The organism is Amphibacillus marinus (assembly GCF_900110345.1).
Lineage (GTDB): Bacteria > Bacillota > Bacilli > Bacillales > Amphibacillaceae > Amphibacillus_D > Amphibacillus_D marinus.
This window is the reverse complement of sequence record NZ_FODJ01000005.1, coordinates 19,662-42,627: the sequence shown is the minus strand read 5'-3', so window position 1 is coordinate 42,627 and position 22,966 is coordinate 19,662. Positions and strand designations below refer to the sequence as shown.

At 38.7% G+C, this 22,966-nt stretch carries 20 protein-coding genes; 4 read left to right on the top strand and 16 right to left on the bottom strand.

Annotated features, from left to right (window positions below):
• Positions 1 to 255 precede the first annotated feature (255 nt).
• Positions 256 to 972 carry a YebC/PmpR family DNA-binding transcriptional regulator gene (locus BM000_RS08340; protein ID WP_091496816.1) on the top strand — a complete coding sequence of 239 codons (717 nt, stop codon included), beginning with the start codon at positions 256 to 258 and terminating at the stop codon, positions 970 to 972.
• Between the two features lie 191 nt (positions 973 to 1,163).
• Here BM000_RS08340 and cls read toward each other — a convergent pair whose 3' ends face one another.
• On the bottom strand, positions 1,164 to 2,606 hold the full coding sequence (cls, locus tag BM000_RS08335; protein ID WP_091496814.1) for a cardiolipin synthase: 1,443 nt from the start codon (positions 2,604 to 2,606) through the stop codon (positions 1,164 to 1,166).
• Between the two features lie 181 nt (positions 2,607 to 2,787).
• On the opposite strand from cls, the gene BM000_RS08330 reads away from it, so the two are divergent.
• A complete protein-coding gene (locus tag BM000_RS08330; protein WP_091496812.1) occupies positions 2,788 to 3,201 on the top strand; it encodes a NusG domain II-containing protein in 414 nt (137 codons plus the stop codon).
• On the opposite strand, the gene BM000_RS08325 is transcribed toward BM000_RS08330, so the two are convergent.
• Entirely contained in the window at positions 3,198 to 3,644 is a 447-nt protein-coding gene (locus BM000_RS08325; RefSeq protein ID WP_091496810.1) for an Hsp20/alpha crystallin family protein, read from the bottom strand. The genes BM000_RS08330 and BM000_RS08325 overlap by 4 nt on opposite strands.
• 297 nt (positions 3,645 to 3,941) lie before the next feature.
• On the opposite strand from BM000_RS08325, the gene BM000_RS08320 reads away from it, so the two are divergent.
• Together BM000_RS08320 and BM000_RS08315 are read left to right on the top strand one after the other, a co-directional pair.
• Positions 3,942 to 4,883, top strand: a complete 942-nt coding sequence (locus tag BM000_RS08320; protein ID WP_091497146.1) for an SGNH/GDSL hydrolase family protein — start codon at positions 3,942 to 3,944, stop codon at positions 4,881 to 4,883.
• 31 nt (positions 4,884 to 4,914) lie between these two features.
• Positions 4,915 to 5,535, top strand: coding sequence for a YpmS family protein (locus BM000_RS08315; RefSeq protein ID WP_091496808.1), 621 nt, complete (start codon positions 4,915 to 4,917; stop codon positions 5,533 to 5,535).
• A gap of 219 nt (positions 5,536 to 5,754) precedes the next feature.
• Here the strand turns inward: BM000_RS08315 and BM000_RS08310 are convergent, their stop codons facing one another.
• The 14 genes from BM000_RS08310 to BM000_RS08245 all read right to left on the bottom strand — a co-directional run bounded on the left by BM000_RS08310 (position 5,755) and on the right by BM000_RS08245 (position 22,955).
• On the bottom strand, positions 5,755 to 6,588 hold the full coding sequence (locus BM000_RS08310) for a DUF4097 family beta strand repeat-containing protein (RefSeq protein ID WP_177178256.1): 834 nt from the start codon (positions 6,586 to 6,588) through the stop codon (positions 5,755 to 5,757).
• Between the two features lie 4 nt (positions 6,589 to 6,592).
• Positions 6,593 to 7,162, bottom strand: coding sequence for a DUF1700 domain-containing protein (locus BM000_RS08305; RefSeq protein WP_091496804.1), 570 nt, complete (start codon positions 7,160 to 7,162; stop codon positions 6,593 to 6,595).
• Between the two features lie 14 nt (positions 7,163 to 7,176).
• Complete coding sequence (locus tag BM000_RS08300; RefSeq protein ID WP_091496802.1) at positions 7,177 to 7,809, bottom strand: response regulator; 633 nt, start codon at positions 7,807 to 7,809, stop codon at positions 7,177 to 7,179.
• A gap of 5 nt (positions 7,810 to 7,814) precedes the next feature.
• Entirely contained in the window at positions 7,815 to 8,855 is a 1,041-nt protein-coding gene (locus tag BM000_RS08295) for a sensor histidine kinase (protein WP_091496800.1), read from the bottom strand.
• The gene (liaF, locus tag BM000_RS08290) at positions 8,852 to 9,568 is read right to left on the bottom strand and encodes a cell wall-active antibiotics response protein LiaF (RefSeq protein ID WP_091496798.1); all 717 of its coding nucleotides are present in this window, start codon (positions 9,566 to 9,568) and stop codon (positions 8,852 to 8,854) included. Before liaF ends, BM000_RS08295 begins: the two co-directional genes overlap by 4 nt.
• A gap of 606 nt (positions 9,569 to 10,174) precedes the next feature.
• Positions 10,175 to 10,885 (bottom strand): transaldolase, encoded by a 711-nt coding sequence (locus BM000_RS08285; RefSeq protein WP_091496796.1) that lies wholly within the window; start codon positions 10,883 to 10,885, stop codon positions 10,175 to 10,177.
• Positions 10,886 to 10,917: 32 nt separating this feature from the next.
• A complete protein-coding gene (locus BM000_RS08280) occupies positions 10,918 to 12,285 on the bottom strand; it encodes a PTS ascorbate transporter subunit IIC (protein WP_091496794.1) in 1,368 nt (455 codons plus the stop codon).
• An 18-nt stretch (positions 12,286 to 12,303) separates the two neighbouring features.
• Positions 12,304 to 12,588 carry a PTS sugar transporter subunit IIB gene (locus BM000_RS08275; RefSeq protein WP_091496793.1) on the bottom strand — a complete coding sequence of 95 codons (285 nt, stop codon included), beginning with the start codon at positions 12,586 to 12,588 and terminating at the stop codon, positions 12,304 to 12,306.
• Positions 12,588 to 14,651: a BglG family transcription antiterminator gene (locus BM000_RS08270; protein WP_091496792.1), complete on the bottom strand. Its 2,064-nt coding sequence runs from the start codon at positions 14,649 to 14,651 to the stop codon at positions 12,588 to 12,590. Before BM000_RS08270 ends, BM000_RS08275 begins: the two co-directional genes overlap by 1 nt.
• 334 nt (positions 14,652 to 14,985) lie before the next feature.
• Complete coding sequence (locus BM000_RS08265; protein ID WP_091496790.1) at positions 14,986 to 15,579, bottom strand: hypothetical protein; 594 nt, start codon at positions 15,577 to 15,579, stop codon at positions 14,986 to 14,988.
• Positions 15,580 to 15,852: 273 nt separating this feature from the next.
• Positions 15,853 to 18,006 carry a DNA topoisomerase III gene (locus tag BM000_RS08260; protein WP_091496788.1) on the bottom strand — a complete coding sequence of 718 codons (2,154 nt, stop codon included), beginning with the start codon at positions 18,004 to 18,006 and terminating at the stop codon, positions 15,853 to 15,855.
• 361 nt (positions 18,007 to 18,367) lie between these two features.
• On the bottom strand, positions 18,368 to 19,984 hold the full coding sequence (locus BM000_RS08255; RefSeq protein WP_091496786.1) for a glycoside hydrolase family 13 protein: 1,617 nt from the start codon (positions 19,982 to 19,984) through the stop codon (positions 18,368 to 18,370).
• Positions 19,985 to 20,004: 20 nt separating this feature from the next.
• Positions 20,005 to 20,664 (bottom strand): beta-phosphoglucomutase, encoded by a 660-nt coding sequence (pgmB, locus tag BM000_RS08250; RefSeq protein WP_218144092.1) that lies wholly within the window; start codon positions 20,662 to 20,664, stop codon positions 20,005 to 20,007.
• Positions 20,664 to 22,955: a glycoside hydrolase family 65 protein gene (locus BM000_RS08245; protein WP_091496782.1), complete on the bottom strand. Its 2,292-nt coding sequence runs from the start codon at positions 22,953 to 22,955 to the stop codon at positions 20,664 to 20,666. Before BM000_RS08245 ends, pgmB begins: the two co-directional genes overlap by 1 nt.
• Positions 22,956 to 22,966: the final 11 nt, after the last annotated feature.

Sequence of the window (22,966 nt, the reverse complement as noted above, 5' to 3'; positions counted from 1 at the left end):
CCTCATTTCTTCTCTTAGTTGAGTATAGTATACAAAAACCTTTCTAACAAATATAATGAAAATCTTCAATTAGATGCGTAGTTTACTGACTGTTAATTTCTCATAAATTAAATGATCGGTTTCGATTATTTTGTGAACAAACGCCTACTCTTATCATTAAAGTTTGATCTATTTTCCTGTCAGCTTAGTTAATATGATGTATAATAGAAGAGCAGTTTCAGCTAGCAAATAATTAATGGAAAGTGAGCTTGAAGCATGGGACGAAAATGGAATAACATTAAAGAAAAGAAAGCCAATAAGGACAAAAACACTAGTCGTATTTATGCAAAGTTTGGTCGAGAGATATACGTAGCCGCTAAACAAGGAGAACCTAACCCTGATTCAAATCAAGCATTAAAATTTGTATTAGAACGTGCTAAAACATACAGTGTTCCTAAGCATATAATTGATCGAGCTATTGAAAAAGCGAGTGGCGGCGGCGATGAAAGTTATGACGAATTACGCTATGAAGGCTTTGGACCAAGCGGATCAATGGTAATTGTCGATACGTTAACTAATAATGTCAATCGGACTGCGGCCGAAGTGCGAACAGCTTTTAATAAAAATGGTGGCAATATGGGTACCAGTGGCTCCGCTGCCTATATGTTTGATGCAACAGCTGTCCTCGGTATTGAGGGTCAGTCAGTGGATCAGGTTTTAGAGCTATTAATGGAAGCCGATGTTGATGTCCGTGATTTAATTGAGGAAGACGATGCTGTTATTATTTATGCGGAGCCCGACCAATTCCATGTTGTTCAATCTACCTTAAAAGAACAAGGAATTGAAGAGTTTACTGTGGCAGAATTAACCATGCTACCACAAAATGAGCTATCACTAGCAGGCGATGATTTGGTCCAATTCGAAAAAATGATTGATGCTTTGGAAGATCTAGATGATGTTCAACAGGTTTATCACAATGTTGAAATCGATTAATTGACCAAGAAACTAACAACTATCGGGTAGCGATACAAAAAAGCGTCTTTGCTCACTTTAAGAGCACAAGGCGCTTTTGCGTATAAAGCTTTTATTTCAAACAGTGTTGGCAAGATAATTACCTAAAATTAGGAATAATAAATACAAACATTTGCTTACCCAATACTATTTGATGAAGAACCCGTATAATGCTATAGAATTGGTGAGATTAACCGGGCAACCGATTCTTTAAAACGAATGCGTAGTGACCGTTGTTGATAGGCTTCGAATGTGAGTAAATATGAGTTATCCATGTCTTTTTGGAAATGCTCAATTAACTCGGCAGCTACCTTTTCACTATACAAGAATGCATTTACCTCAAAATTGAGCTGAAAGCTTCTGACATCAATGTTAGCCGTTCCAACTGAAGCAAGCTTACCATCAACGACAATTGTTTTGGCGTGAAGAAAGCCATTCTGATAAATATAGACCTTTGCTCCTGCTTCAAGCATATTGCCAATATAGGAGTATGTTGCCCAATAAACAAATGGGTGGTCTGGTTTATTAGGAATCATAATTCGGACATCAATACCTGACAAGGCTGCGATTTTAACAACATCAGCTAAGCTTTCATCAGGAATAAAGTAAGGCGTTTGAATATAGACATATTCCTCTGCCTCCATAATCATTTTTATGTAACCATATTTAACTTGCTCCCATTCAGAATCAGGACCACTTGAAACGATCTGCACACCGACATCCCCACGTGGAATTGCTTCATAGTAGGAAGGTTCATATTGAAGAATTTGGTTCTTTGAGGCTTGGTTCCAATCAAGAATAAAGCGCGTTTGCATGTTCGTTACTGATTCACCTACAATCCGAAGATGTGTGTCACGCCAATAACCAAATTTACGATTCTCACCCAAATACTCATCGCCGATATTAAAACCACCTATGTAACCAATTTGTCCGTCAATAATTGCTAATTTACGGTGATTACGATAGTTTATTTTAAAGTTAATCTTCGGAATTAATGACGGGAAGAATGATTCAACCAAAACACCGGATTGTTTTAACGCACTAATAAATTTACGACTTAATCGCCTTGAGCCCATATCATCATACAAAAAGCGAACGGTAACACCTTCTTGTGCTTTTTTCATTAAGGCCCGTCCAATTCGCCAGCCTAAATTATCACTACGAACAATGTAATAGATAATATGGATATGATGTTGCGCTCGCTCAATATCTGCTATTAATGCATCAAATTTAGCTTCACCATCATTAAATATCTCAACCTCATTTTCTTGAGTTAGAATAGCATCATTATTACGTAGATGTAAGTAGAATAAATCCTTATGTTGCTGATAATGGTCTGGGATTGGGAAACTATCTTCATCTAATAACTGTAACTGATTCTCAACCGCCTTTCTTACGCCAAGTTTACTCTTATTATCCCAAATGAATAGCTTTTTTCCAGTTAACTTGCGACCGAAAATAAAATAGAGAAAGATCCCGCCGACCGGTACAAATGTAAACACAAGAAGCCAAGCCCATGTCGACATTGGGTTTTTTCTTTCTAAAAAAACAATTGTAAAAGCTAATGCTATATGCATAAATACAAATAGTCCAAGAATAATTGTAACTAAATCCAAGTCGTTCTCCTCCTTGTCCACCTTATCCTCAATATAGCATAATTCCCCTATAAAAAGCACCTAATAGCTACCTTCACTCTCATAATTTTCAAACTACTGATCATTTCATTGACAGCGACGTGAAAGTCTTTTACGCTATAAGCATAGCTTTCCCATAAAGGTCAGAAAGGAAACTCTTTTCATGTGGTCGCTTTTAAAAAAACAAATGCATCCAATGGATTTTGTTCTTATCATTTTTTTGGTTGTCCTGTCTTTTATCCCAGTTTTGTGGTTTACCGTTTTTCATGCTAGTGCCTTTAATTCAGATGCCAACACAATCGCCGTTTTGTCGATAAATGGTCAAGTTGTTGATGAATTCATACTAGCTGAGGATACACCACATCAAGAAATTACATACTACCCTAATGAAGGACAATATAATATTATTGAAATAGATGGTACGCGTATCCGCGTAAAAGAGGACAATAGTCCAGACCAAATAGCTGTCCAAACAAGTTGGATTGAACGGCCTGGACAAACAAGTATTTGCCTACCTCACCGGTTAATTATTGAAATTAAGGGTGAAAGTAATTATGATGATGACGTGATTTATTAATCTATTAATAAATCACGTCTTTTAGCTGCCCGCTTCTCCCCTTTTATTCTTAACAAACCGTTTTGGAATGATGCTGTTAGCGTTGCTGGATTTACCGTTGTTGGCAAAGCTACTACCCGCTCTAGCTCACGTTGATATTGCTGGTAATGATAGGATTGCGTCTGATCATCTTTTCGTTCTGCTATTTCTTCTTCCTTTACTTTAATCATAATGCGATCCTGCTCTATCATTAATTTAACGCGGTCCTTCCCCACCCCTGGAAGTTGAAATGTTACTTCCCAATCTTGCTCATTTTGGTTTACATAAGTTGGAATATGGTTGTTTTGAAAAAATTGATCAATTGAAGCGAGTATGCTATCTTCGGGATAGCCCTGAAACATTTCATCCATCTTCTTCACCCATTGACGAGCCATCGCTAATAGATCACGATCCTGTTCTGACATTGCTCATCCCTCCCATTCTAACTTAATTTATGCATTCCCAAGTGAAAATGTTCATTTACCTAGCCAAACTTCTGCGTTTTATTTTTTTTCGATTATCATGATTATTATGAATAATTCACTTCAATTAACGCTCACAATTAATCACACTGACATCAAAATAATTTGCTTCTTTCTAATACCTATACTATTGGCAATCTTCTTTTAAATATCTTATAATGAGGAGCACAACCTTGTTTTATTTTTCGTGTTTAGGGAATATATATGAGCACACAAACTAATTTTGAATGGGTGTTTACAATGACTCGACAGAAGCGCAAGCTGTTTATTACGATAATTCTCATCATAGCCGGATTAATTGGGCTAGTTATTTTCATTTTCAGACCAAATCCACTTCATCAGACAACCACGATTGAACCTGATGGCGACAGAATTGATGACTTAATTGAGCAGGTTGAAAACATGGATGAAGAAGTACAAACAGCAACAAATGATTTATCACAAAATCTTAAAGATGCTGTTGAACAAACGCTGACCATTTTTACTCGAACTGACTATCGTATTACTGCGTTAGGGGATTCATTAACACAAGGTGTCGGTGATGAGAGTAACGGTAATGGTTATATTGGTGTTCTTGAGCGCCGACTCAGTGACCACGATTATCGTGTGAGATTTGATAATTTTGGGAGGCGTGGTAATCGGACTGACCAATTACTTACTCGTTTAGACGAGGAAAATAGTATAAAACGCTCTGTAGAACGGGCAGATATTGTGCTAATTACAATCGGTGCAAATGATATTATGCGAATTGTTCGTGAGAATTTCCTTGATTTAAATGAGGATGCTTTTGATCTTGAACGCACGAGTTATGAAGAACGTCTGACCGATATTTTTGAAAAGCTTAATGAATTTAATCCTGATGCAGAGATATTCCTAATTGGATTTTTCAACCCTTTTGAAGGCTATTTCAATGAGGTCGCTGCACTTGAAGATATTCTAATTTCTTGGAATCAAACAAGTGAAGCTGTTGCAGAAAGCTATCTGAACGGGCATTATATTAGTATTCGAGACCTCTTTCAGTTGGAACAGATCAACCTACTTGCAGATGACAACTTTCATCCAAATGCAACAGGTTACTCGCTGATGGGCGCGCGTGTTTTAAATGAAATTATTCCAACGCTAGAGCAGCTTTCCATGGAGCAAGAGGAGAATGTGGAAGGTAATAATGCTTCATTAGAATAAAAGATTATCCAGAGAAGAAGGTGCGATCGAAATGGCTAATGAGAAGACTGAAACAAAACGAAACTGGAAGCAATATTTTCTTGGCCTTTTCGGATTAAATCTATTGGTCTTTACTACCTTAATTGTTTTCCTTATGGCCACACCACCAAGATCCGATACTTTACCGTTCCCACAATCAATTGATGAACCAGGCGCTCAGTTTAGAGTCGAATCTACTAAAGCAGATTTGAATGAGTTAATTAATGATTACTTAGATCAAGTTCTACTTGCAGACAATGCCGACTTTTCAATCTGGATTGATGAGGATGTCCATTTGACCGGTGCATTTCGAGCCTTTGGCGTACCTATTCCATTGAATGTAAGAATGGAGCCCGTTGTACAGGCTAATGGAGACCTTGTGTTAACCATGACTGAAATGTCACTTGGCTTACTAGATTTACCGAGCAATCGTATTCTACACTACATTAATCAGCAGGTAGAAACACCCGAATGGCTTTATTTTGATTCTGAGAATGAGCAGCTATATGTCGCGATTACCCAAATAGATATTCAAAGCAACTTCCGCTTTAGTTTACAAGAACTAGATTTAACTGATGACCGCATTGCGTTTCTAATCAAGATTCCCAGAGCAGGAGCCGTCTCAGCTGAATAATATTCTGACTCAAATTGTCGTTCACTTCCAAAGGCTACAGACGGCATGAGAAGCGGTTGGGCCGGACATAGCAATCATGTCGTTTGGCTAGCCAAGGTTTTTTTAAGATTTGCTAACCAATATGAAAGTACCCGTTCATTTTACTTATAATGAACGGGTACTTTTAGTAGAATGCGTATTAAATATGCTTACACCAGCAATGCTGAGACAATGCCAACTTTACTGCTTCCAGTCTATTTTAATATCACCAATATCACTATATACTGATAATCTTTGACCTGAAGTACTTTGTTGGATATAAGAACTACCTACATCACCAGTCCCTACTTTATCACCATTTAAGGAAATATCACCAAGATCTGCCTGTAACTGTAGCTGATAATCTTCTATACCCGTTTCCGGGAGATGGATCTTAACATTGCCAATATTAGTCTCAACATCTAGTTGGTCAATTGGGGCTAGCAAATCAATATTAACATCACCCACATCAGCCTCAACTGACCAGTCTCCAGTTACATTGGCAATGTCAATATCGCCAACATTCGCTATCACGTTAGCAGAATCTAATTCTACTTGATTAATGATTACTGAACCTACATTTACTTTAGTTAACAATTGGGTTAGCATAAGATTTTCAAGCTCTAGCTCGCCAACGCCAATATTTGCCTCAAGCTGTCCTGTAAACGATTCAGGTAATTTCACCTCTAAAGTTAAATTGTTTGATTTGGGAAAGAAGTTAAAGAAGAACATTTGATCTTGCTTAATGTTAACTGTGAGGACTTGACTATCCTCATCGACCGTTAACACATTCTCACTTGAATCATCTACACTGCCCGTCAAGCTAACTTCAATATGGTCACGATCAGTCGGTGTAAAGCGAACATCAGCAACATCTGCTTCGACAATAACCATTTCAAACTCAGCATCAGTAAATGCTATGCGCTCATCGATTTCAGTACCCACACCAATTTGATAAATTTCATTGCGAAAAACAAGGACGCCGATACTTCCAGTTATAAAAAGTACCAAGCCAAACAGTGCTAATTTCTTCATCATTTCACCCCTTTACAATCCGACCCATTAAGTTTATATATCTACCTGTTAACCAGACTGACAGTTTTGTTAAATAGTAATTTCCTACCGACCATAGTAAACCAAGACCAAAGGTTGCAATCAGGATAAAGATATGTGGGAAGGTGTATAAGTAAGTTTGCCAAATGCCAAATAATGGGGTCGCCATCAGAACAATTGAGGCAATCCAGAACCCGATAATAGTAAACCCAATCCCTACTGCTGGCCCCACTACAAAGATGAGGTTAAAGATAATAACGCCAATTAGCAGTCCCACATTTGTCTGTTTCTGTCGGGGGTGTTCTGCTCCCATTGAAAAATCATCAGCATCTGGCTCTTCCTGACGATAGTTAAGTTGATCAGCATGGATGGCTAATTCTTTTTCGGCAACTGCCTGAGGTCGACCAAGCAGTAAGCAGATATCTTCTTCGCTTCGCCCTTCAATTTCACCAATTTTAAACTGATCACGGTAAGTCTCCATAATATCTTCTCTTACTGGCTTGGGAAGCTGGCGTAAGTAATAAGCTAGTTCTTGTAAGAATCTTTTCTGATTCACAGTTCTTCACTCCTTTACACGATCAACTGATGTTCATGTGCGTAAATCGCTGCTTGGGTGCGATCTTTCACTTCCAACTTACTTAGGATATTACTCACATGGACCTTTGTTGTTTTTAAAGCAATAAACAATTGATCACTAATTTCTTGATTAGTCATGCCTTTAGCAATTAATAATAATATTTCTTTTTCGCGCGTCGTTAACTCGTCATGTAAGACGCGTTGCTGAGGTGCACGCATTCTAGCCATTAACTTATTGGTAACCTCAGATTCAAAAACGGATTCTCCTTGCGCTGTCTTACGGATGGCATTAGCAATTTCACTTGCTTTCGACGTTTTCAATAAATAGCTTGTTGCCCCTGCTTCAAGTGCTGGGTAAACCTTATCATCATCGACGAAGCTTGTTACCATTAGGATTTTCGCCTCTGGCCAGTCGGCAATAATACGCCTGGTTGCTTCAATTCCATCCATGTTATCCATGACAATATCCATTAAAATAATATCAGGCTTCAATTCTAACGCAAGTCTAATACCTTCTTCACCGTCCCCAGCTTCCGCTACCACATCAATGTCAGGTTGAGTAGCCAAATATGTTGTTACCCCAATTCGAACCATTTCATGATCGTCGACAAATAACACACGTATCATTTTCTTCACCCTTTGCTACTTTTAATGGGGACACGTACATCTAGCTTTGTCCCTTGATTAAGTACACTTACTAATTGGTACTGGGCATCGATTTCTTCTGCTCGCTCTCGCATGTTCGCTAAGCCATATGAGCCTGATTGCTCCGCCTCGCTGTCGAAGCCAATCCCATCATCGACTACAGATAGAACCGCAACCCCATCTCTTTCAATAAAAAGTACATCAATTTGATTAGCTTTCGCATGTCTTAAGGCATTAGATAAGCATTCCTGTAAAATCCGGAAAAGATGATCCTCAACAGCCCGGTTAAGCTTGATATCCTCAGTGCTCCAATCAATGGAGATGGGTACCTTGTTAACCAGCTCCTGTAAGAGTTGCTCGATCCCTTGTTGAATCGAGTGATTCTTTAAAGCAATTGGACGTAAATGTAGTAATAAGGCACGCATCTCAAGTTGTGCTTGCTGAATCATCCGCTCAATTTGTTCCAATGGACGCCTTAATAGCGCTTCATTCTTTTCAGGCATCTCGTTAATCGCTGAAACAAGCATGGAAGCTGCAAAGAGCTCTTGGCTAACCGAATCATGTAATTCTCTTGCTAACCGATTACGCTCTTCCGTTAAACGAGCCTCAATCTTTTCCTCCTGATCCTCTATCCGCTCACTCATTACCTTTTGCATCCTTTTTTTCACATTGATAAGCTGACCCTGCAAACCATTGATAAGTTGAATAAGCTGGTTTGTTTCGATAATTTCACCGTAGTAATGAAGCTTCTCCTCTACTTGACCTGCCCTAACCTGATCAAGTGCGTCACTTACAATATTGAATTCTTTCTTTACTTGAAAATAATGAATTAATGCAAGAGTAAGGCCAAACAGAATTGTAATAAGAAACACAATGATAATTAAAGGTAGCCGTCCAAAGCTAGGCGCGATTAACAGCGTCCAGCTTAAATAATCAACCTGTAGAATAATTAACAGCAACAGGATACTTACGAGCATGATAACAAGAAAAAGCGATTGAATCAGAATTGGCGTTAGTAGCTTCTTCATCCCCGTCTCACCTCAATCTTTCCAATAAGCATTGAGGTATAAATCTTAACGCGCTGTTTTGCTTCACGATAATTTTTTGTTTGATAATGCACAGTGCGATTTGTTAGACGATCGTCACCATAACCAAAAATATCGACAGACCCCGCAAAGACCGAATGATGGATACTCACTTCAACATCATAAGGAACAACAATTCTAATTGTTCCAGCTGCATGGTGAACCACAATTATTGGCTCACCCTTTGGTAGGACAGTTTGATTCAAATCAATTACCGTCTCGCCGACTAGAACCTGGCTATTAATGTCTTGCCATTGATAGGGTCGCTTTCCTGTCGTACGACGCCCAAACCATTGATTTGAAAACAACAACTCTTCTTGTTCAATTGGTTCTTCGCCAAATTGTAGTGAGCGTGAATGTGCTAGCTGTGTTCGCCGATGCTGATAAACGTAAAGAATTGCACCAATAAATACTGCAGCAACAGCTAGACGAAAGAAGATGGTATCCATTAAGGTTATACACAGTGCCACAACACTAATCCAGAACATAACTCTTCCTTCAGGACGGTAGTAATATTGCCAGGAAAGATAGACAAGTACACCCCAGATAAGAAGCCAGATAAAACTTCTTCCCAAAAAGACAAACTCTATAATAAACAAGGCGACAATAGCTAATAAACTATATTGAATCCACTTTTTACTCTCTTCATTAAACATAGGCGTACCCCTTTATTTGGTGAAAATAGGAAGATAAGCTAAAAAAACTTACCTATCTATAGCGTACACGAACTTATTAGGAAAGAGAATCTTTTTTTCCTTTTCTGTACATGTGCAGCAAACTATACAATTAATTAATGACGCCTAAGCTTCATAAAAGGCATTTGTATGACCACCATTGTATGCAACTGTTCCAATGCTTTAGACAACTAGAAGATTAGTTCGGCCGCAAATGGTAGCCCGTTCCATCAGCTGTGTTGCTTGTTTAGTTATTTAGTATGCTAATTACCGCTCTGTTTTATTGGATAATTCTCAAATACGTTATAACTATACCATTTACATCATTAAACCCCTTCCTGTAGCACAAGTATAGTCGTTATTACTAATTTAATTAACTGGCTCTAGCTATATCTTTAGCTAAGACTAGAGGCTTAATTAGCTAGTAAGATTGCAATAAACTGGGCTAGCAGCGTAAATTAGCCAAAAAAAATCCGAACATTATGTCTGAAAGCAGGTAGCGTTTCGGTAAACACTACGCATAGTCAGACTGTTCGGATCCCCGTTTTAATATTTAGTTATGGTCCAGCTTAGCTCGGAAAGCTAATACTAGAGAACGCTAAAACCTAAAGAGGTACTATCCCGCAAGAACATTTGCACAGTTTCTTGCGAAAATTGTGTTAAGTCCTTACCTAATCCATCTAGCTTAGCAATTAAATCTGGTGTACAGGTAATGATATCTGCTCCGACCTGATCAGCTTGAATAATATTTAACACCTCTCGCGGACTAGCCCATAGAAGCTGCGCACCTTCCTTAGCGCGGCAAATGTCGACTGACTGGCGCATAATATCAATCGGATCAACACCAGTATCTGCAATTCGGCCAGCAAATACAGAAACAACGTTTTTCACGCCAGGCTTTAATGCATTAACAACCGCTTTCACCTGTTCTACGGTAAAGATTGCTGTGATGTTTAGCTTAATATCTTGCTCTGACAGCTTTTTAATCAGTGGCACACTTGATTCGCCCTTCGAATTCATTACTGGGATCTTGACAAATACATTTGGACCAAACTGCGTAATTATCTCAGCTTCTTGCTCCATTGTGGCAAAATCATCGCCAAATACTTCAAACGAGATTGGCAAGTGAGGAAACTCAGCCACCACTTCTTTGGCAAAGGCTTTGTAATCCTTTACACCAGCTTTTTTCATTAATGAAGGATTTGTCGTAAAACCAGCTAATCTGCCACCCTGATAAGCCTTCTTCATTTCCGCAATATCCGCGCCATCAGCATAAATATCAATTTTTAGTTCTGTCATTTTCCTTGCTCCCTTCGCTTGAAATTGATTACTTATTCATCCCACTCTGGATTATTAATCGCCCGATCTGACTTTCTAATGAAGCTTGGCACAACTAGAATAACGAGTAAGGCTGCTGCTAAAACGTAAACACCAATACCACTAAACCAGTTGCCAATTTGTCCAAGCACAATTCCAATTACCCCAAAGTCGGTATCACCAAAAGTTGTATTAGAGAAGCCTAGATCACCCAACACCGGCAACAATAATGCCGGGATAAATGAAATAGCAAGACCATTGACAAATGCCCCCAGCACGGCACCTTTTCGTCCACCTGTCGCATTACCGTAAATACCGGCAGTTGCTCCAGTGAAGAAGTGAGGCACCATACCCGGAATAATTAAGACACCACCTACCGCTCCTAGGATTAGCATACCCACAACACCACCGATAAATGAAGCAATAAAACCAATAATTACAGCAGTTGGTGCGTAGGTGAAGAAGACAGCGCAGTCAACAGCTGGTACTGCATTTGGAATAACCTTTGTTGCAATCCCTTGAAAAGCAGGAATTAAATCAGCTAAAATCATTCGTACCCCTGCATAAACAATAGCTACCCCAACAGCGAATTTAAGACCAGATAAAATGGCAAAAACAAGGAAGTTTTGATCACCTGCTAATTGACCAACAAAATCTGGACCTGCTACAAAGGCTGCTACAACATAGAAAACAACCATTGTAATTGCAGTAGATATTGTTGTATTACGCAAGAATGACCACTTTTCAGGAACTTGAATATCTTCGGTCGATTTACTCTTACCACCAAATACTTTTCCAATTAGCGCCGATACATAATAACCAATTGAACTAAAATGCCCCATTGCAATATCATCACCGTCAGTCACTTTAAGCGTCATGCGCTGACCAATCGCTGGTGAGATTGCACTCCAGCTACCTAAGAAAAATCCTCCGATTAAGATGAGCTCCCAGCCAGCCATACCTAGCGATCCTAATACTGCAGATAACAAACAAGCCATGAAAAAGCTGTGATGTCCTGTTAGGAAGACATATTTATAATGCGTAAACCTTGCAATAAGAAGGTTTGCAACCATACCAACTAACAAAATGGTCATGGTTTCAACACCCAGTAATTCCTGGGCAACAGATACGACGGCTTCATTATTCGGTACAACACCAGTTATGTTGAAGCCTGCTTCAATCATTTCTGCTAATGGTGTTAAATTAGTGACAACAACACCAGCACCAGCATCTAGCATCAAGTAACCCAGAATTGGACCCAGAGTTCCGGTTAGTACCTTATGTCCTTTAGAGCGTAATGCAACAAGGCCGACAAAAGAAATTAACCCAATTAGAAATGCTGGTTCAGACAAAATATCCTGTAGAAATTGTAATACTGCCATTTGGTTTTCCTCCCTAAACTATTTATTATTCGACAATTCTTGCAAAACGGGTAAAACTTCATTTCTTATTTTCTTCTTGTTTGTATAGGACGTGATGACCGCAACACGTTGTTCTTTTGGAAAGATACTAGCTAGCTCTTTAACAGTAACGAAAAGATCAGCAGACTTTCCCGCTGCATTACCTGAATCAATTGACTCCGCATCAACCTCAATCCCTTCTTCTCTGGCTAGCTCCTCAATTTTAAGCTTGAGCAACAAGCTACTGCCAATCCCATTTCCGCATACTGTAATAACCTTAATCATTATTCTTGCTCCTCTCCGTATCTAATTAATGCCTGCATACTGTTGTATAGCTGCTCAGGTTTATCCATTGTAATTAACGCTTCAATGTTTTCTTCCTCTTCAATGATCTTGGAAAGCTGCATCAATGCTTTCAAATGTGCATTTCCATCAACTGCCGCCAGGACAAATACAAGCTGGACATGTCGCTCAGGATCGTCTTCATCTGGCAAATTGAAATTAACCGAATTATTAAGCTTTAATAGACTAATTCCTAACTTATTAACACCACGTTCTGGTCTGGCATGGGCCACTGCTACTTTAGGCGCCAGCACAATGTACGGCCCCAGATTTTCTACCGTCTCAATCATGGCGGTTACATACTCATCTTTAATATAGGCTTGTGCTAGTAATGGGCTTGCAGCCTCTTTAATAGCAGCTCTCCAGTCACTTACTTCTGGTAAAACGTTAATTAAAGAAGGGTTTAAAATATCAGTCAAATTCATCATCCCCCTTTTGGTTCCTTCTCTTCTTTTGTACAAATACTGCTGTAGATCATTAATCAAACTATGCTTATCTCTTATTTGTCCATGGCGCTCTATGATCTTAACAAGTTCATGCGTCTGAATCGGTTGCAGTCTAGGTAAGCTTGGAAAGTCCTGCCCAACCTGCTCGCGCAAAACCTCTCGCTCAACAGGATTTAAAATCGGATTAATCACGTAAATTTTCTTATCTGTCCAAAAATAGGTTGTTGAGAAGATAAGATCAATTTCTTCTTGCTGTACAGCTTCAATACCTTCTAAGCTGTGGGTCCGGACAATATCGATTTCCGGAAAGATTTCACGAACTGTCGAAACCATTATTAATGAAGAACTGATGCCATTGGGACAAACTACTAATGCCTTAAGGGACTCGCTTTTATTATTGTTCCTTAAATATCCACCGAAATGAATGGTAAAATATGCAATTTCACTTTCTGAGATCGATTGACCTGTTGCTTTTTCCAACGGCTGCAGCGCTCGCTTCGTTATCTGAAATAACTCAGCGTATTCCTTCTTTATCTTCGTAAGCAAAGCATTTTCATAATAGACATTAAATTTAATGCGGAAATATGCTGGTACAATATGCTGATACAAGGTCTGCTTTAAAGTCCGTAGTTGATGATAATTAACACCGATCATAACTGAGACATTCATTAATACCACGTCAGTCAGCTTATTAAAGTAAGCTTGGTTAGTGGATTGCTCAATACCTTGCGTAATCCCTAAAAGTCTGCTCTCCCAGAAAAAAACTTCTGCTTCACTGTCTGTTTGAAAAATAGCTTGGACAATGTTCTGTGAGATTGGGAAAAGTAGTTGCTCTTTTAATAGTGCACACTCATCATCAGAGAATTGAAGTCGGACACGATGAGCACGCTGCTTAATGAAAATAATTAAATAAATAAATGCTTCCAAGCGATCCTGCACAACTAATAATTGCGCCTGTTTCATTTGCATAGTAATCAACTGACTTACTTGATCTAAATCTTGTTTCTGACCCCATTCTTGCTCAAATACGGTAAGTACTTTATCGAGCGGTAAACGCTCTCTAAGCTTTGAAAGCGCCACCTCCATTAGTTCTCGAACACTCCGCTCATTACCTAGCAGTAGATAACCATCGGTACGATCGTATTCTAAGGTCACAGCGGATTTAGCCAGCCACTTGCGCATCTTCTTCAAATCCAGCATGACTGCATTACGACTAAGCTGCAAGAATTGCTGAAGATGAATGTTAGCGATAAAGTCTTTCTGACAGGCAATAAAGAGATAAAGGAAATATATTCGCTCCTCCTGTAATTGATAAAGATCGATAATATCAACCTCAACCAATGCTGCCATGTTTTTAAAATCTTCTGGTGAAATAATAAGCTTGCCATTGCCTTCTTTTATTGGCCGATAGCCTTTTGCCTCTAATTCTTGATTCAGAAGCGATAACTCGTACCAGAACTGTTTCCTACTCTTCTCGAGAAGAAGCACTAGCTTTTCTACCTGCGTTTCCTTTGACTGTAAAATAACATCTAGAAAAGTAGCTAAGTTTTTTTTCAACATGTTGATCACCTACTTTCATTATCAATGCATGCGCTTTCAAAGACAATTCTTTTTGCGTATCATTTACTAGACCAACTAGACACACCGATTAGATTCAAGAGCCTGAGACCAAGTAAACATTGGGTTTCCTACGTCTAGTTTAACTAAATTACTTTACTACTGCATTCCATTAAAACAGAGAAAATCAAGCTATTTCTGAGCTAACGAGCGCAATATCACTGTTTTAACTAGCTTTCAAATAAGACATCCACAATAAGGGATACAACTTAACACAAGAAAAAAAGACTACGACAATACGATAAGTTATCGTTATTGTTCACAGTCTTTGGTTAATTTATAAATGAAATAAACTTAAAAAAGAACGTCGCAAGCTTCTGGCTTCCGCTTGCTCTGGTTGATAAATAAAATTCGGATAATTTTTGAGCTGCCCTTGATAAACGAGCCTTAATTCACGCCAGTCCCGTAGATCTTGAGGCCTGATTAAACCTGGCGGTTTATCGCCATCATAGACGCCACACTCCTGCAGCATGGTTGCAACAAACTGTGAGCAAAAATAAGCATTGTCTCTTTGCAATTCCTTATTCATCATTACGCCCAATAATCCTAAAAAATTATAACGGTATAAGTGCTTGTGGCTTTCCATAATCATAATTTGTTCGACTAATTGATCGTACTCTTCCTCGGTTACCTTTAATTGATAAACCGCACAAGAAGACCGATTAAAAAATGGTAAATTTAAATTTTCTTTAATAAAACCCCCAATAAACGGGTTGTTTGGCCGCTTTCTCCCAAAGCTATAAACAAAATCCAGCTCTTGATCAAGGGCAATAGAAACATGGTTTAAAGATGTCTTCGTATAAAAATCTATTGTACGCGCAAGTATGGTACCCGTACTGAGAAATAATAAATACACTGTTTTCTTTTTCATTTTTCCCCTCCCTTACCAACATAGACTGAAAAAGCAATTAAAAAGTTACATGTAAATAAACATATTATAGCAAAAAACTTAATATTATGTGAACTTTAATTTTGTGCTTGCAGCTAGCCTAGTTAGCTCGTCTATATATGTTACGCCATACAGCTAGTTTAAATGATTCGTTATTCCGGTTGAACCGACCCACGAATTATCTTTTTCTAGGTCTGTAGGCTTAATGTAAAAAAATAAACCGATCCACATCATACAAGCGTAGATCGGTGTCGTTTATTTCTTTAGTTTCGCTAACGCATCTGCTAATGCTGAGTTAGTAAAGCCGTCATCATCATTTTTCTTTAAATATTTATTAACATCACGCTTTGAGGCACGTTGGGTATTGTTCTGCTCTTTACGCTTTTGAAAAGCCGCCAGTTTCTCGCGATAGCCACATTTACATGAGAAGGTTTGTGCCTCACCTTTACCGCGCATCTCCATTTTTTTATGGCATTTTGGACAACGTGCATTGGTCTTTCTGGCAATATGCTTTTTCTCCCCACATTCACGATCCTGACAGACAAGCATTCGGCCATTTTTGCCGTTAACTTCGAGCATCAGCTTACCACAATTCGGACATTTCGTTCCGGTCACGTTATCGTGCTTAAACGTGGATTCGCTGTTTTTGATCTGACGAACAACATCGGTTGCATACTGTTTCATTTCTTTAATGAATGACGCTTTAGTTAACTTGCCATTGGCAATCGCAGTTAACTTCTGTTCCCACTCCGCCGTTAACACTGGTGAGCGTAAATCAGCTGGGACAAGCTCTAGTAGCTGGCGTCCCTTTGAGGTAGTATACAAATACTTACCTCTGCTTTCAATTAAGTGTGTATTAAAGAGCTTATCAATAATATCCGCTCGGGTTGCGACAGTCCCTAATCCACCCGTCTGATGTAAGGTTTTAGCTAATTGCTTATCATCTGATTCGATATACTTAACCGGATTCTCCATCGCTTGTAACAACGTACCCTCTGTAAAGCGTTCAGGTGGTGTGGTTTTCCCTTCGACAATCTTAACGTTCACTTGATAGCCTTGACCTGCTTTGACGTTAGGTAACGACTCTTGGTCACCTTTGTCCTGATATAACGTCTTCCAGCCTAGCTCCTTTACATGATTGCCACTTGCTTTAAATGACTCACCAGCAAGTTCTGCTTCAATCATTGTTTGTTCAAATAAATACGGCTTTGACAGCACGGCTAAGAAACGTTTAACCACAAGATCATAAATTTTGCGTTCTTTATCGTCCAGATCGGCCAAGTTAACGGGCTCCTCTGTTGGAATAATCGCATGGTGATCAGACACTTTATTATTATCAACAAATGATTTATTCGCTTTAATTCCTTGCTTGAGAATTGCACGAGCAGGGTTAGTATACTGATCAACCCCACAGGCATCAACACGATCCTTAAGTGTTGCAACAAGGTCATCAGAAAGAAAGCGCGAATCTGTTCTAGGATAAGTTAACACTTTGTGCTGTTCATAGAGCTTCTGCATAATTGATAGGGTTTGCTTACCTGAAAAGCCAAATGCTTTGTTAGCCTCCTGCTGTAGGGCAGAAAGGTCATATAATGGTGGAGCATAGCTCTTCTTCTCGGTTCGCTTAACCGCAGTTACCTTTAGCTTCTGCCCTGCTAGCTTACTAACAAGCTGATTGGCTTTTTGCTGATCAAATAAACGGTTGTTTTGCTTCTGATCGAGCCATTGTAGTGCTAAACCATTATCCATCTGAGCTTTAATGGTATAAAAGGGCTTTGGCTTAAATTGGTTAATTTCCGCTTCTCGCTTTGCAACCATGGCGAGCGTTGGTGTTTGCACCCGGCCACTGGCGAGCTGAGCATTATGCTTTGTTGTTAACGCACGCGTTGCGTTTAAACCAACATACCAGTCCGCCTCTGACCTAGCTACTGCTGCGTAAAAGAGGTTTTCATAGGCTTTGCCTGGTTTTAATGCCTTAAAGCCATCTCGGATTGCTTTATCGGTAACAGATGAAATCCATAACCGTTTAATCGGTTTATTCACACGAACCTTGTCAATAATCCACCGGGCAACAAGCTCACCTTCTCGACCAGCATCAGTAGCAATAACGATCTCCTTAACGTCTTTACGGTTAAGTTGTGTTTTTACCGTTTGAAACTGTTTATTCGTTTGACGCATGACGACAAGCTTAAGCCGATCCGGTAACATCGGTAAGTCCTCGATTCGCCATGTTTTATATTTGTTGTCATAGACTTCTGGGTCTGCTAGAGTCACAAGATGCCCTAATGCCCATGTAACAATATATTGATTCCCTTCAAAGAAACCATTTTGTTTTTTCGTGCAATTAAGTACACGAGCTAGATCGCGTCCAACAGATGGTTTTTCCGCGAGTACAACTGTTTTACTCATTCATTAACGCTCCCTTTCACATGCTTGCAATGGCTCTAGCTTATCATATTCAGCGAAAAAAGTGTAAAAAGGATGCTATTATTCCTGAAAATTGACAGAAAGCAGAACAAGCAAACTATCCCAAAATTATGAAATGAAAAATAACATTTAATAACAACCTGAAAATCTATCACACCTAAAATTGTTTGTTTTAATGAACAAATGTAGAATTTAAACAATAATACTTTCATCAATAAATCCTGAGTTTCTCTCCATTTTGTTGACGAATAAACATCAATCTAGATAAAAAATATCAGCGGAATTTCTATACTTTCCTATTCCATAATATAAAAAATACGCCCTTTAAAGGGCGCATTCATCTCTATCCTTCAACAACTATACATTCATAAGGTGCAAGACTAATTTTTTTCAGATCAACTTTTATACGTGCATAGTTGCTAAAAAGAACAGCGGTTAAACCAAGCGATTCAGACAGTTGCACGTCATCTGATTGGTGCTCAGATAAGTTTGCGATGACAATCAACTTATTGCCTTGATAAGTTCTCTGGTAGGCAAAGATTGTACGGTGGTTCTCTAACAATAAGTTAAAATCGCCATGGACGACAATTGGATGACTTTTTCTATACGCTATTAATTCCTGATAGGTATAGAAAATGGAATCAGGCTGATTCAATACACACTCAATATTTATCTCCTCGTAATTAGGATTTAGCTTCAACCATGGTTTTCCTTCTGTAAATCCAGAAAATTTCTTACTATTCCATTGCATCGGTGTTCTTGCATTATCTCTACCTATTCGGTTAATGCTGGAAATTAAATGGTCTGATTTTATTCCTTTCTGTATCCCCTCTTTATACATGTTTCGACTTTCTATATCATCCACTTCTTCGATCTCATTTATCAAATTATTGGTCATGCCAATTTCTTCACCCTGATAAATATATGGTGTACCTTTCATCAAGTGTAAAAGTACCGCAAAACATTTAGCGCTTTCTTCTCGATATTTTCGGTCGTTTCCCCAACGTGAAACTATTCTTGGTGTATCATGATTATTCCAAAAGAGGCTATTCCAGCCGTCATCGCCTAGTTCGACTTGCCATTTAGCAAGTACACGTTTCAACTTGACTAAATCTAAAGGCTTTTGCTCCCACTTGTTCCCTTCTTCTTGATCAAGCATCATATGTTCAAACTGAAAGATCATCGACAGCTCATCACGATCTTGACCAGAGTACAACTTTGCAATCTCAGGTGTCGCACTCCACGTTTCACCTACAGTCATGACATCATATTTACCGAAGCTTTCTTTGTGCATCTCTTGAAGATAGGTGTGCAAGTTAGGACCGTTAGCCGTTATACCTCTGTCTGGTTCTTTACCAATCAGATCAATCACGTCCATTCTTAATCCACCAATCCCCTTTTCTAACCAAAAGTTCATCATATTATATATGTTACTTCTTACTTTAGGGTTCTCCCAGTTCAAATCAGGTTGCTTTCGGCTAAAGAGGTGCAAATAATATTGGTCACTTGTTTCATCATATGCCCATGCAGAACCACTAAATGCTGATCCAAGATCATTCGGTTCTCCACCATTGACTGGATCTCTCCAAATGTAATAATCACGATACGGGTTACCTTGTCCTTTTTTCGCTTCAATAAACCACTCATGTTCGTCACTCGTATGATTGACAACCAAATCCATGACAATCTTTATATTTCTTTTTTTTGCCTGTTCAATTAGCATTTCCATATCCCTCATCGTCCCGTATTCAGGATTTATTGCTTGGTAATCACTAATATCATACCCATTATCATCATTAGGAGATTTATAGACCGGACTGAGCCAAATTGCATCTATTCCCAATTGGTCAAGATAGTCCAATCGTTGAATGATGCCAGGAATATCCCCTACTCCGTCTCCATTTGAATCTTGAAAACTTCGAGGATAAATTTGATAGACAACCGCTTCTTTCCACCACATTTATTGTCACTCCTTGTTTATTAGCATTTCCCTACTTGAGATAGCAGATCTCCTAGGTTTAAATAATTGGTCTCAGCAACAAAGAAATCGGCATTTTTCATTAAAATCTCTGCCCCAACACCTACCGAAAACATGCCCGCTCCATTTATTGCTTCAATACCGGCCTCTGCATCCTCAATGCCAATACATTGTTCAGGTGATAAACCTAGCAGTTGAGCAGCTTTTATGAAAATTTCCGGATCTGGTTTCCCATGCTTAAGTGAAGCTGGATTGACAATCGCATCGAAATACATGTCGACTTTTAAGTTTTTGAGAATATCTGGTGCATTCATACTTGCAGATGCTATCGATAGCTTCAATCCTCTAACCTTGGCCTCCGACAATAAATCGTTTATTCCAGGCAAGATGTCTGTCGGGACTATTTCGCTAATATATTTTTTATATACGTCATTCTTTTTAGCAGCTAAATTATTTTTTTCTACTTCAGAAAAAGCATCATTTAATTGACCATGAGTCAGAATTAACTCTAATGATTCTAACCGACTTATCCCTTTAAGTTGCTCATTAAATTCACGATCAATTTGTATGCCAAGCTGTTCGCCTAACCACTTCCATGCTAAATAATGATATTCCGCCGTATCTGCGATGACACCGTCCAAATCTAATACCAATCCCTTTATCATAGAAGGTCCTCAGCATTCCTTTTATTTATAGGTACAGAATGGTATTCCTTCAAGGTCACCGTTCTGTTGAAAACGACCATATTAAGCGGGTCTCCTTTTTCTAAATAGAACTCTACTAATTGGTGATTGACCTTTACTTTAAGTAACCTTCCGCGATAGTTCAGTTTAAACTCATAACCTTGCCAATGATCTGGACAATACGGGGTGAATGTGAGCTCTTTTGTATACGTACGCATTCCTGCAAACCCATGAACAATCGATAACCATCCGCCACTCATAGATGTAATGTGAAGACCATCTTCTGTATCATTGTTATAATTATCCAAATCCAATCGCGCGGTTCTCTCATACATTTCAAATGCTTTGTCTGTTTTCCCTAGCTCAGATGCTAAAATGGAATGAACCAATGGCGATAATGATGATTCATGCACAGTCATCGGTTCATAGAAGTTAAAATTCCGTTCCTTTTCTTCTCTCGTAAACATGTGATTTAAAAAATATAGACCTTGTAGAACATCAGCCTGCTTGATAAATGGTGATCTTAATATTTTGTCCCAAGACCAATTCTGATTAATTGGTCTTTCTGTCGGTTCTAACGTATCAACCGTTCTTAACTCTTTATCGAGAAAAGTATCATGCTGGATAAACACATCTAATTCCTCACTAATTGGGCGGTACATGTTTTGCGAAATCTCACGCCAATTCTCGATTTCTGGATTAGAAAGACCTAATTCAACCCATTTATCTTCTCCGATCTTATCTACTGTTTCACGTGTATAATCCAGACACCATGCCGCCATTGTATTGGTATACCAATTATTACTCACATTATTTTCATATTCATTGGGACCGGTAACACCATGAATCATATATTGTTTATTGCTTTCAGAATAATGGACGCGATTAGCCCAGAAACGCGAAATACCTACTAAAATATCAATTCCCTGTTTTAATAGATACGATTCATTTCCTGTATATGTCGTATAATTAAATATCCCATGTGCTATCGCAGCATTACGATGAATTTCTTCGAACGTAATTTCCCATTCATTATGGCATTCAATTCCAGTAAACGTAACCATTGGGTAAAGCGCACCTTCTAAGCCTTGTTTTTTGGCATTAACATAAGCCTCATCCAATTGATTATGACGATAAACGAGTAGTTGCTTGAATGTTTCCTCGTTCGTCACGGACAAATACATGGGTAAAATACAAGCTTCTGTATCCCAATATGTCGCTCCACCGTATTTCTCACCAGTAAATCCTTTAGGTCCTACATTTAGTCTAGGGTCCTCCCCATAGTAAGTCGAGAACAGTTGAAAGATGTTAAACCGAATACCTTGTTGACTGGCATCATCTCCCGTAATAATGACGTCCGCATTATTCCACCTATCATCCCATTCTTCCTTATGATCATGCAGAACTCCTTCCCACCCGTTCGCTATTGCTAATTCGATCACTTGACTAGCCTTTTCTATATGATCTTGATCAGACACATCTCTACTTGTAATGACGGAGATAAATTTTGTCAGCTCCACTTCTTCCCCTACTGAGAGACTCCCGTGAAATTGTTCATCTACATACATGGACTTGATTTGCTCTCTTTGTTTTCGAATACCTTTTATTTGATTACCCATCATCGTTGTTACGGTAAATTGCTCAGTGCCGAAAGGATTTTCCTTTGTTCTCGTCGTTAGAAATGGATATGGGCTAGATCCTTTATTTATTTCATCCCAGAAGCTTTCTTGATAATTACTATCTTCATTCACCACGTTCCCATCCATAAATGGAATGAGTGATAGCTGCGCATTTCCCTTAATAACTTGCACTTTAATGTTCACAACCGCTAATTCTTTGACAGACGCACTTACAAATCGAGTGAAACGGAAAGCCACTCTCAGATCATTTTTTTCCCATATAAATGATCGGGTTAAAATACCTTGTTTCATATCTAATTCTAATACAAATTGATCAATTTGATCTTTAGATAAATCTAATTTATGATCATTGATATAGACATCAACTGGGATGAAATTGGTCGCATTGATTACCTTCCCGAAGTAGTCGGGATAGCCAATTTTCCACCAACCTACTTTCGTTTTATCCGGAAACCATACACCTGCTATATATGTACCGATATGTGTATCCTTCGAGTAACCCTCTTCAAAGTTGCCTCTTAACCCCATGTATCCATTTCCTATCGACGTGAGGCTTTCTTGTAGTCTTTTATTCTTCTCTAATTTATTTGATGTTAATTTCCACGGATTAATCTCAAATAATCGTTCCATAAATACATTCA